This is a genomic window from Brevibacillus sp. NRS-1366 (assembly GCF_050467985.1).
Genome location: NZ_JBITPN010000064.1, coordinates 1 through 9,286, shown reverse-complemented (window position 1 = coordinate 9,286; position 9,286 = coordinate 1). Strand labels below are relative to the sequence as shown.

The window sequence follows — 9,286 nt, the reverse complement described above, 5'->3', positions numbered from 1 at the left end:
AATTTAGGTAATTTCAATTTATTATGTAAAGTAAAAAGTACCCTTGCAAATTACAAGGGTACGGTTTCACCTAAATAAAAATTGTGTCTGAACTGGTCACTGTTATTCGATTATTAGCGGTGCCAAATACAGAAAGAAGAGCGTTGTGGTGAGCGATGATTTGCTCAGCCTTTAATACTGTGCCGTCGAAAGTCGAATGACAATCATTAACCAGTGTAACATCGTAGCCCAAAGAGATTGCACGTCTACTGGTTGTGTCGATACAGTATTCGGTCTGCAGACCAACCACTACAAGGTGATTGATTTCTCTAGACTCGAGTTCATCTCTGAGTGTTGTATCTAGAAATGAATCACATGCAAATTTGCGAATGACAGGTTCTTCTTCTTTTGGGGTGATTGCGGGATGTATCTGCCAAGTTGTGGTCCCAATTTCAAATGGCCCACCTTCTCTACCGCAATGCTGAATATAAAGGACTGGGATTTGTAAATCACGAGCTTGCGTTAATAACTTCTCAATACGTTCAATTATGACATTACCCTGATAAGCATGCTCGATAAGGAATGTTTGAACATCGACGATGAGTAAGGCAGTATTTTTACTCATAAGCAAATCACCCTTCCCTTATATGTAACTACAAGAAAAGTATAAAATGCAACGAGCATTCCTAACATATCAAAAAATTACAAAATATTGAAATGTTATAAGGAATTAATCTCAAGACAGGATTTGGTGAAACTTATTTAACAAAATAGTTTGGGGAGGAAAATACGATGGCGCATTATGAGTGCAAGTATTGCGACAGTCCATTTGGTCCTGTGCGTGTTGGTGATGAGCTGGTATGTCGCTGCGGTGCAGAGTGGGCAGATGCCAAAATACTGGCGGAGGATGATGAAGAATGACCGAGCAGCAGATCATTGGAAGGTCAGTTCCCCAACCGCACTTTTCCAGTTGATGATCTTACTGTTAAGACAGTCGATAAGTAGATGCGCATTGTGAAAGTTTGACTCCGTGATAGCCTCAATGTCTGCCTGGGCAAGCTCGATACGACGAACATAATAATCTTTGTCCAACAAAGAAATCGCCTCCTACCTGTCAGTATCTCCTTAAACATTGGCCAGTAGACGTGACTGGGGGCTGCCTTAAAAAACGGTAATTGTGCGGAAAAGAAAAAAACCAGCTCAGTGGCTGGCCTGGCGGATACCATCTACCAACATGTCAGTGCGGAAGTCATCAATCACAGACAAAGCTTGATCGTGTGATAGGTCAAGCCTGCGGAAAAAGTCATACATGTGATCGTAGACGGTTTCATAAGCTGCAAGCTCCTCCTGTCTGTTTCGATCATCCATACCCGCCAGATATGAAGCATGGAGCCGTATGTAGTAGTCGGTTGATTTTTTCAAAAATACCACCCTTTCAAAAGAATAATAACATTGGTAGCTCAACATTGCGGGTGGTAATCAATGGATACACAACGGTAATTATGTTAAATCCGGAAAGTTGATGCTTACTCATTACTTCTGTCGCAAAGTAAGCGCGAGGCATAGAACTGCGAGAATAAGAGACGTAAACGAGAAAATAAACCCACCTATCCCGGCTTTAGGGATTTTTCCAGCAAACATGTGACCCATACCCAAACCAAAAATACCAAGACAAGCAAAAATTAAGGCCATTCTTCTAGCATTCACCTTATCACCTCTTCCTCTTATATATACGTTTAAGAGGTGAAAAAGTTTATTTTTACCAATTACGTTTTGTAAAGCGAGGTGAAAATTTTGAAAGTAGGCATTCTGGACATCGATACAAAGAAAGAGAAGAACGGCCGGGGCCTTCATGAGAAATTCCCCAATATCGCATGCGGTAAAATTTACGGTTACCACAAGATGAGCGGTGATGAAGTCATTCACTCTTGGAACGGCCAGAGGGTAGACAGGCTGTATATCTCAACGATTTTTAGCTGGTCGAGAAAGCTAATCGAAAGAAGCCTGCCGCACTGGGAAACGCTTGCTGATGATATTTTGATCGGCGGATCCGGGTGGGACTCTTATCCTGGAAATGTGACGAAGCTACCGCCAGAAATCGAATTGGTGGACCTGAACTGGTCCTATGAGCTGTACGGAATCGACTATTGGATCGGCTTTACCGTTCGAAGGTGTCATGTAGGCTGCGGTTTTTGCATGGTGTGGCGAAAAGAAGGGCTGAAGGAGTACCGGGTTTCTCCAATCGAGAAGTTAATCAACCCGAAATCCAACCACATCGTATTGCTCAACAATAACTCGTTCGCTGACGTTGCTTTCTTTGAAGACGTGGAAGAGATCCGCGAGAGGAAGCTGACGGTCAATTGGAATCAGGCAAACGATATTACCATCCTGACACCAAAGCACGCAGAGGCAATAGCCAGCGTCGATTTCCGAAACTTCAATCGGACGAAGAAGACACTGCACTTCGCCTTTGACCAGATGATCAAAACGAAAATCATCGAGAAGGACGAAAACTCTCCAACATACAGTTCATTGAAAGGCATCCCAACTGAAGCGATGAAGGTCCAGGAGTTGCCAGACAATAAGGTCCGGATGAGCTTTGACATGATGAAGGTTGTCGCGGAGAAAATGTGGATGCTCGCTGAATACGGGATCAGAAAGCGGAAGCTGACTTTTTACACTCTGATCGGCTATGACACAACCATGGAGGAGGACCTAGAACGGTTCACCTTGCTGCAGCAATACGATTGCAACGTGTACGCTATGATGTTCCGTGACCTCACAGGGAAGAAGGGAAGATCGGTGTAGACGGACGAGGTAAGCCACAATCAGCGCATGTGAAGCCTTTCCGAGACTGGGTAAATGGAAAGCATTCAGGAATTTGACAGGTACCAAAAGGCGAAGCAGGCCGCAGATCAGCTGACCATATTCGATATCGAACAAGCAATTTAACAAAATGCTCATTTTGATAAGGTTCCATATGGTTGACTCGAAATGGACCGGAGGCTTTCACATAACGGGACAAGCCCTCTGAAGCTTTTCGAATCGTATAATGATTCACCCACTTCGCACTTGGCCCATCTCTATTCGCATACCCGCTGTAACGAATCCAAGATTGCCGCAGACACATTCAGCCAAGGTTTTGAGACTATCTTACATCACAAGCAGTTGGGCTCGGCAGCTCTTCATTTTCTCACGCCCATCTTCCGGATATACCAGCGGCGTTTATGAAAGGAGATGGACCTGTAATTCTGGGCCAGTCTGATGATTCGTTTACGAGTAAGTGATGCCGGTCTTGAAGAAAAGCTTTTGTTAAGGGAACTTCTTACAACTAGATGACCGGGGTAGTGAGCTTTCACGAAGTTACCGTAAGTTTCGAACTCGGAGAAGCCGGCATAACTCTGTTTGTTGGTTTTCTTGATAATCGCCCAGTACCACCTAGTCTTATGCCTGGCCTCAATTTTACGCTTCAGCCAGGAGAGCTTCGATTTGTCGAACAGCATATAGTGGGCAACGAAAGAGCGCGAGGCGGTTGGCTTGGTCCCCAGTAATTTCTTATAGGTGCGAAAATATTCGGGACGACTCCAGTTCCGGCAGTAAAAAACGGTTTTCCCGTTGACGAGAAAGACATGAGGGCGGATGAGAATAGTGTCGGCGTCAATCACAAGATAATACCTTCGCTTGGTCAAGTTTCCTCCTGCCAGCTTCAACAATTGTTGGAGCAGCCAGCCTGAGCGATTGGTGCGTTTGGTTTGGTAGTGAATGTCTTTTTTTGTAATCGGTAGGACGCGTCTTTCATTGATGAAGGTGCAGTTTTTACGACGGCAAAGGGCCTGGATTCGCTTGCTTGGTGGCGATACAACCATGATCTTACCCAGGGGATGCTTCACCTGTTTACGGATACTGTCAATGACATAGGGAAGAGTGCCAAGGTCTTTCTCAATAGCTGGGATCAGGACATCAATTTTGATAGAGCTGTTGAAGGTGATTTTCGCTGAACGTGTCAACTTCTCAACTCCTTTTCGCTGAGCAGTTTCAAGCATAGGTGTCTGAACAAGTCGGCCAGAGTGTCCGACTTTCCAGATAGGATATGATTTTCTTCCTTAGAGTGAATATGACGGATATGGAAATCCTGCAAAATGGGTGTTTGTATGCTGATTTAAGTACAAAACTCCCACACCTTAATAAAGGGTAGGAGTCGGATAACATACAACAGAATCGATAATCCTTGGATCAATACCATAAAACACCCATTGCCTGCCGTTCCATCGATATCCGGTAATTCCATGGGACTCGACACTAATCGGATAATACCAAAACTGTACTCCATTTACGAGCCAAACATAAGTGTTCTGGTACACACAATCGATAAGATAGGTCGATGGTTGCGAAGGGATGTAAGTTGGTCTTGGCGGTATGAAGCTTGGAGGTGGAGACATTGGAGCCTGAGCAGGATACGCCATTCGCTATTCACTCCTTCCTAGTCTAATTAACATCATATTCCTAGACATTTAGAGGAGTGCGGAGTGAATACAAAACACACGATTTGATAAACGGGGAAAAATTCTGAATGCCGTAGTCCCGGAGTTAAAAAATACCCCGGGTTATCCCGAGGGCCGTTGATAGGGTAACTCTAGAGGGCAACAGAAACAACGTTCGATTCTCCAGCTCTACTACCACCTGTAACAATCAGCTGGAAATGGTATGTCGTTCCTTCCGATAAACCAAACACCATCGCAAACAATGAGTTTTTGTCTAAACGAACACTTGACAGCGACCAGCTATTTCCTCCGTCAATTGATTGCATCAAAACAACGCTAGTCGCATCCACAGCTTGACTGAATCCAAGGACAACACTTGATCTTGATGCTCCATCGACCTTCAGATTTGAAATTGGGACAACGCTATTCTCGACTTATTCCCTTCTGTTTGTGAGGGTTTTCGCTCGAGCCTACACCGTGCGGGCGACTTTCATCGCACACGGCGTTCCATCAACTGATAAGAAGATTTTTACAACGGGCAACTTTAACATACGTCACATATTCAAATCTGTCTGCTAACTAAAGTTAACCCATTCAGCAGCAGGATTTGAAATGAACCTAGTTAAACAAAACAATCGATTTGATAAACAGGAGGGTGAAAGGAATGTCGTGGAACCTGATAAATAAAGGCGACAAAAGGGCGCTGGCTCTGGCTGATCGGCATTACACCCGACAGAAACCTGGTAGCAATCAGTTTTGCCGACCAGGAAAGAATCTGGTCCTACTCACAGAAGACGAAAAGGCTTTGTGGGTGACATGGCACGGAATCAGGGACGACGGTTGGGATGCCTGGGAATGCACCTTGTTTGGCAATGAAGGGGATTACCTCTCTAGCCATCTGGTTGTGATGGCACTCGGGATCACGAGGCACCTGTGGGGCGAGCCACCAAAAGACGGGATTATCACTTATGTGGGGAAGCGTTTGCGCGGTGGTTGCTTCCATGCAGCAGGATTTCATAAGGCGGGATACAGCAAGAAAGGGAAACTGCTGCTACAGCTCCACGCCGATTGATTCCCGCCGATGATGCAGCCAGCAGAAAACGGCTTGCTGAGACATGAAGCAATCGTGATTTAACTTAACATTACTTGTGAGAAGACAATGCAGACAGGCTTTGTAAAAAAATATTAAACCCCCTCTAAGGAAGTGGGACTTAAAGGGGGGAGTGAAGAAACCAAATGTGTTATTGCAGTTAGTATCTTTTCCTAATAGTTAAGCGTGCACTAGTTCTGGAGCATTTACGTGAAGTGGTGGAGGTACCAACCAGCCTTTATCTTTGTTGATACGCAGTAACCTAGCGCCATATTGGGCTTTCGTCATATGAAATTGACCAAATATCATCGCAATGTCCTCACGAATACATTGGCCCATAACTTGACTGCAAGCAACTAACCCTGCCGCAATGTTTATCGATACGCCAGCAGCAATTTCGGGATCGTTGAATCTTGCACCAACAGGGATGCTTTCGAGATTTGCGGTCGGACGCTCTGGTGGAGATGGGGGCAATCCAACACCATTCACTTTTAGCAGGTTTTCAACTTGTTCGATCTCTTGTTTCATGCTGACTGTAATATCTTCCAAGAATTTTTTAAGATCGCTGTCACCAGTATGGTTAATAAAAGTTTGATAAGCCACTAATAACCCTTTGGTTGTAGATAGGTAACTCCATACACCAAAGATTTCACCATAATGCATTGGTTCATTTTGCGGATTACCACTTAGAATGCCCATAACAGTCCTCCCGGTATTAACCAAAGTTGTAAGATCCATGTGGGTTCTCCTAACGTTTACTTTGTGACCCACAGATAAGGTTTGCGAAGAGAGAAAGTTTTATGATGGGAAATTTACACAATGTGTATTATATTAACTTGTCGAGAAACACCTGTCATCCTTACAGGCTTTAGGGTTACATATGGTGTACCAACAGTATAGACGGATTGACACCGAGCCTCTACGAGCATGATTGAGAGCGAATAAGGCAATGCCTGTAAGGGATTCGCTTGGCGTATCAGCCTAACACGCTCGCCTCTCCATGTAAATCCTGTTGGTACACGATATACAAACGTTGTTATATCAAGGCTTCGACATGAATTTAGGTAATTTCAAACTTCTATGTAGCGAATAAAATCAGCCAATTTTATCGATAATCAGCACGCTCTCAACTTTGAAATATAGTACGGCTAAAATTCCTATCCCGAGAAGCAGTAGTAGTCCAAAAATCAGCGATAAGATAATCATATCTTCTTCACAAAAAACACCCCCGGTGATAAGACGAGGGGTATCAAAAAAAGTTACAAAATGTGTAAAAAAACGATCGAGTTAATTTAACACGATAGTTAGGGAGATAAGGAGGAAATGCTATGTGCCCAAAATGTCTTGGAACAGGAACAATGAAAAATGATCTAGGGTATACGGTTCATTGCAGTCAATGTAATGGATACGGGTTTAAAAATGATGATAATGAAGAGGAACCAGAATGAGCGCTGAAGATCGATTTTGGCGTTTCGTGTACAAATACCCGACCGTTACAGCAGTGATGATATTTCTTTTGCTGATTGGATTTTTTATGCGCTTAACAAAGTAGTTAAAGAGGAAACTCAGGTCAAGGGTTCTGTCTAGTCCAAATTTCAACAATTGTAGAGAAAACTGAGTAGATCAAGTTTAAAACTATTTCAAACATAAATATTCAACTCCTAAAAAATACTGTTTGCTTCATAATACGTTTCTGGAAATGATTAGGTTTCGTTTGCTTCACATTTTTAGAGGTATGAACATTTCGGAAATATCGAATAGTTGGAGGGAGATATAATGACCGAGCAACAGATCATTGAAACGCTGGCAATGAAGGTGATGGGGTGGAAGAAGGCGCTTGCGATGGATGGAGTCACACCGTACTGGGACACTGGAGATTTTTGTGGAGGTAAGTGGATAGAACCAGTCGGCCACAGAGACAAGGATAACATCGATGTCTGGAACCCACTCCAAAACATCGCCGATGCGTGGCAAGTGGTAGGGAAGCTTAAAGAGCATTCATTCACGCTTGAAAACAGGTTTTTCTACGACGTGTGGTACGCGACCTTTGAAGAGACAAGTGCATACGGACCAATTTACAGAGGCAAGGGTTCAACAGCCCAGGAAGCAATCTGTAATGCCGCATTAAAAGCAGTCGCTTAACACAACGGTAATTTTGAATAGACAGGCTTGATTTAACTAATTTCCTCGATGATCAGAATAATCAAATACGCTCCTAAAAATGCTGTAATTGCAGCTTGGATAATGTATCTATCCTGATCGTGGATTCGTTTGATCGTATTAAAAAAGCTAAGGAAAAACAATATTGCGACCAAGCCTATAAAGTACAACATCGAATCATCCTTTCAATAGGGAATAATTCAAATTGTACCAAATGTTGGTCGATCAAAACAATTAACAGCACACACGATTTGATAAATAGGGAGGTAGCAAGATGGTTCCAGGCATGATCCTCCGCAACATCACAAATGGTGTAACCGGAACATATCTCCGTACATCAGAAAAGCCAAATTACTACGGGCAATACGTCGTTTTTGTTCTAACGTCAACGGGTGTTTATTACGCACCGAAAAATGAATGGGCTGCCATGTAGCTTTTCAAAACAATCGATTTGATAAGAAAGAGGGATACAGGTGCTGCAAGAGATTACATTACAGTGCTCAAGTTGTGGATCAGATGACGCAAAGATGCCAATTGGGAAGAGAAAGAAGTTTTACGATACGCTATCCATCCAGTGCAAATGTGGAAATTGGCTAGTGAAAGATGGTGTCATGGGAAGCACTAGCAAAATAAAGGCTGATTTAACTTAACATTACAGGAGGAAAGTTCAACCTAGAGTTGACTTAGAGCCCATATCATATATACCATGTAGCATCCAAAAACTACAAAAAATAAAACTCCAATGATTTTATATATCCTATACTGAAATACTGAACCCAAGATCAGAAACAAGATACCTAATAACAATAAAAGGACCACCGATAAAGTAAAATCCATTTGATTACTCCTAAAAGGTTATTTACTTCTATTCTAATTTTCTAGTAAGTAAATGGAACTGATTTTTTTGAAAAACTGTAAATTTAAGGAGAGAACGAGATGCAATCAGGACGTGGTATGGAAAAACGAGATGCAGTGAATGATTTGAAAATATGTGAAGCAGCTACGCCGGGACCGTGGGAGTTGCAGCCAGAAGCAGATGACGATGAAGGACTTATCATCTGGAGAAAGGTTGAAGAACATCCAGGAAGATCAGAAGGGGTAATTGTACTGAATCCCGATTGCTACTATGAAGAAGCAGATATCAGCTTTATCACGGAATCTCGCACCGCGTTGCCGTACTGGATCAAGCGAGCATCTGAGGCAGAGGATGAAGCAAATCGTTTGAAAAATATGATCAACGGAATTGTTGGTTCACTAACAGCTTGGGCAATGCACCTAGAGGACACCAAACTCACTGAATCCCAATATCAAGAATTACAGCGAATAACAAAGCCCTTGTTTCAAGAGGAAACGTCAATTTAACAAAAGAGAAATTGTGATGAGGTGGTCAAGATGAAAGTAAAACGTGAAGACTTCATACGCTATCTGCGAGATCAGGCAGACGTATTGAACGAGATGGCAGACGCTTTCGAAGATGGTGAAAAAGACCCGGAAGTAGTTCTTTCGCTTAAATTAGAAAAAGCTTTTGAGTATGAAAACGGTGGTATGTAGAATTAGAGAAATTGTGATTATGGTC

General features: G+C 42.9%; 13 protein-coding genes. 7 read left to right on the top strand and 6 right to left on the bottom strand.

The annotated features are described in order from the left end of the window. Positions 1 to 70: 70 nt before the first annotated feature. Complete coding sequence (locus ACIFQN_RS34630; protein ID WP_429837596.1) at positions 71 to 604, bottom strand: cysteine hydrolase family protein; 534 nt, start codon at positions 602 to 604, stop codon at positions 71 to 73. Positions 605 to 771: 167 nt separating this feature from the next. Here ACIFQN_RS34630 and ACIFQN_RS34625 point away from each other — a divergent pair, with 167 nt between their 5' ends. Next, positions 772 to 900: a hypothetical protein gene (locus ACIFQN_RS34625; RefSeq protein WP_429837595.1), complete on the top strand. Its 129-nt coding sequence runs from the start codon at positions 772 to 774 to the stop codon at positions 898 to 900. Between the two features lie 12 nt (positions 901 to 912). On the opposite strand, the gene ACIFQN_RS34620 is transcribed toward ACIFQN_RS34625, so the two are convergent. Both ACIFQN_RS34620 and ACIFQN_RS34615 read right to left on the bottom strand, forming a co-directional pair. Beyond that, on the bottom strand, positions 913 to 1,074 hold the full coding sequence (locus tag ACIFQN_RS34620; RefSeq protein WP_429837594.1) for a hypothetical protein: 162 nt from the start codon (positions 1,072 to 1,074) through the stop codon (positions 913 to 915). Positions 1,075 to 1,179: 105 nt separating this feature from the next. Continuing rightward, on the bottom strand, positions 1,180 to 1,401 hold the full coding sequence (locus tag ACIFQN_RS34615) for a hypothetical protein (RefSeq protein ID WP_429837593.1): 222 nt from the start codon (positions 1,399 to 1,401) through the stop codon (positions 1,180 to 1,182). A 372-nt stretch (positions 1,402 to 1,773) separates the two neighbouring features. Here ACIFQN_RS34615 and ACIFQN_RS34610 point away from each other — a divergent pair, with 372 nt between their 5' ends. Beyond that, the gene (locus tag ACIFQN_RS34610; RefSeq protein WP_429837592.1) at positions 1,774 to 2,787 is read left to right on the top strand and encodes a hypothetical protein; all 1,014 of its coding nucleotides are present in this window, start codon (positions 1,774 to 1,776) and stop codon (positions 2,785 to 2,787) included. Positions 2,788 to 3,164: 377 nt separating this feature from the next. Here the strand turns inward: ACIFQN_RS34610 and ACIFQN_RS34605 are convergent, their stop codons facing one another. Continuing rightward, positions 3,165 to 3,986 carry a DUF6492 family protein gene (locus ACIFQN_RS34605; RefSeq protein WP_429837591.1) on the bottom strand — a complete coding sequence of 274 codons (822 nt, stop codon included), beginning with the start codon at positions 3,984 to 3,986 and terminating at the stop codon, positions 3,165 to 3,167. 1,138 nt (positions 3,987 to 5,124) lie between these two features. Between ACIFQN_RS34605 and ACIFQN_RS34600 the strand changes: the two genes are divergently transcribed. Further along, a complete protein-coding gene (locus ACIFQN_RS34600; RefSeq protein ID WP_429837590.1) occupies positions 5,125 to 5,532 on the top strand; it encodes a hypothetical protein in 408 nt (135 codons plus the stop codon). Between the two features lie 198 nt (positions 5,533 to 5,730). On the opposite strand, the gene ACIFQN_RS34595 is transcribed toward ACIFQN_RS34600, so the two are convergent. Continuing rightward, positions 5,731 to 6,249, bottom strand: a complete 519-nt coding sequence (locus ACIFQN_RS34595; protein WP_429837597.1) for a DUF3231 family protein — start codon at positions 6,247 to 6,249, stop codon at positions 5,731 to 5,733. 1,077 nt (positions 6,250 to 7,326) lie between these two features. On the opposite strand from ACIFQN_RS34595, the gene ACIFQN_RS34590 reads away from it, so the two are divergent. Next, the gene (locus ACIFQN_RS34590; RefSeq protein ID WP_429837589.1) at positions 7,327 to 7,692 is read left to right on the top strand and encodes a BC1872 family protein; all 366 of its coding nucleotides are present in this window, start codon (positions 7,327 to 7,329) and stop codon (positions 7,690 to 7,692) included. 32 nt (positions 7,693 to 7,724) lie between these two features. On the opposite strand, the gene ACIFQN_RS34585 is transcribed toward ACIFQN_RS34590, so the two are convergent. Next, positions 7,725 to 7,883: a hypothetical protein gene (locus tag ACIFQN_RS34585; protein WP_429837588.1), complete on the bottom strand. Its 159-nt coding sequence runs from the start codon at positions 7,881 to 7,883 to the stop codon at positions 7,725 to 7,727. 101 nt (positions 7,884 to 7,984) lie between these two features. Between ACIFQN_RS34585 and ACIFQN_RS34580 the strand changes: the two genes are divergently transcribed. The 3 genes from ACIFQN_RS34580 (at position 7,985) to ACIFQN_RS34570 (ending at position 9,261) form a co-directional block, all read left to right on the top strand. Continuing rightward, positions 7,985 to 8,143, top strand: a complete 159-nt coding sequence (locus tag ACIFQN_RS34580) for a hypothetical protein (protein WP_429837587.1) — start codon at positions 7,985 to 7,987, stop codon at positions 8,141 to 8,143. A gap of 503 nt (positions 8,144 to 8,646) precedes the next feature. Then, positions 8,647 to 9,072 (top strand): hypothetical protein, encoded by a 426-nt coding sequence (locus ACIFQN_RS34575; RefSeq protein ID WP_429837586.1) that lies wholly within the window; start codon positions 8,647 to 8,649, stop codon positions 9,070 to 9,072. A 30-nt stretch (positions 9,073 to 9,102) separates the two neighbouring features. Further along, the gene (locus ACIFQN_RS34570; RefSeq protein WP_429837585.1) at positions 9,103 to 9,261 is read left to right on the top strand and encodes a hypothetical protein; all 159 of its coding nucleotides are present in this window, start codon (positions 9,103 to 9,105) and stop codon (positions 9,259 to 9,261) included. Positions 9,262 to 9,286 lie beyond the last annotated feature (25 nt).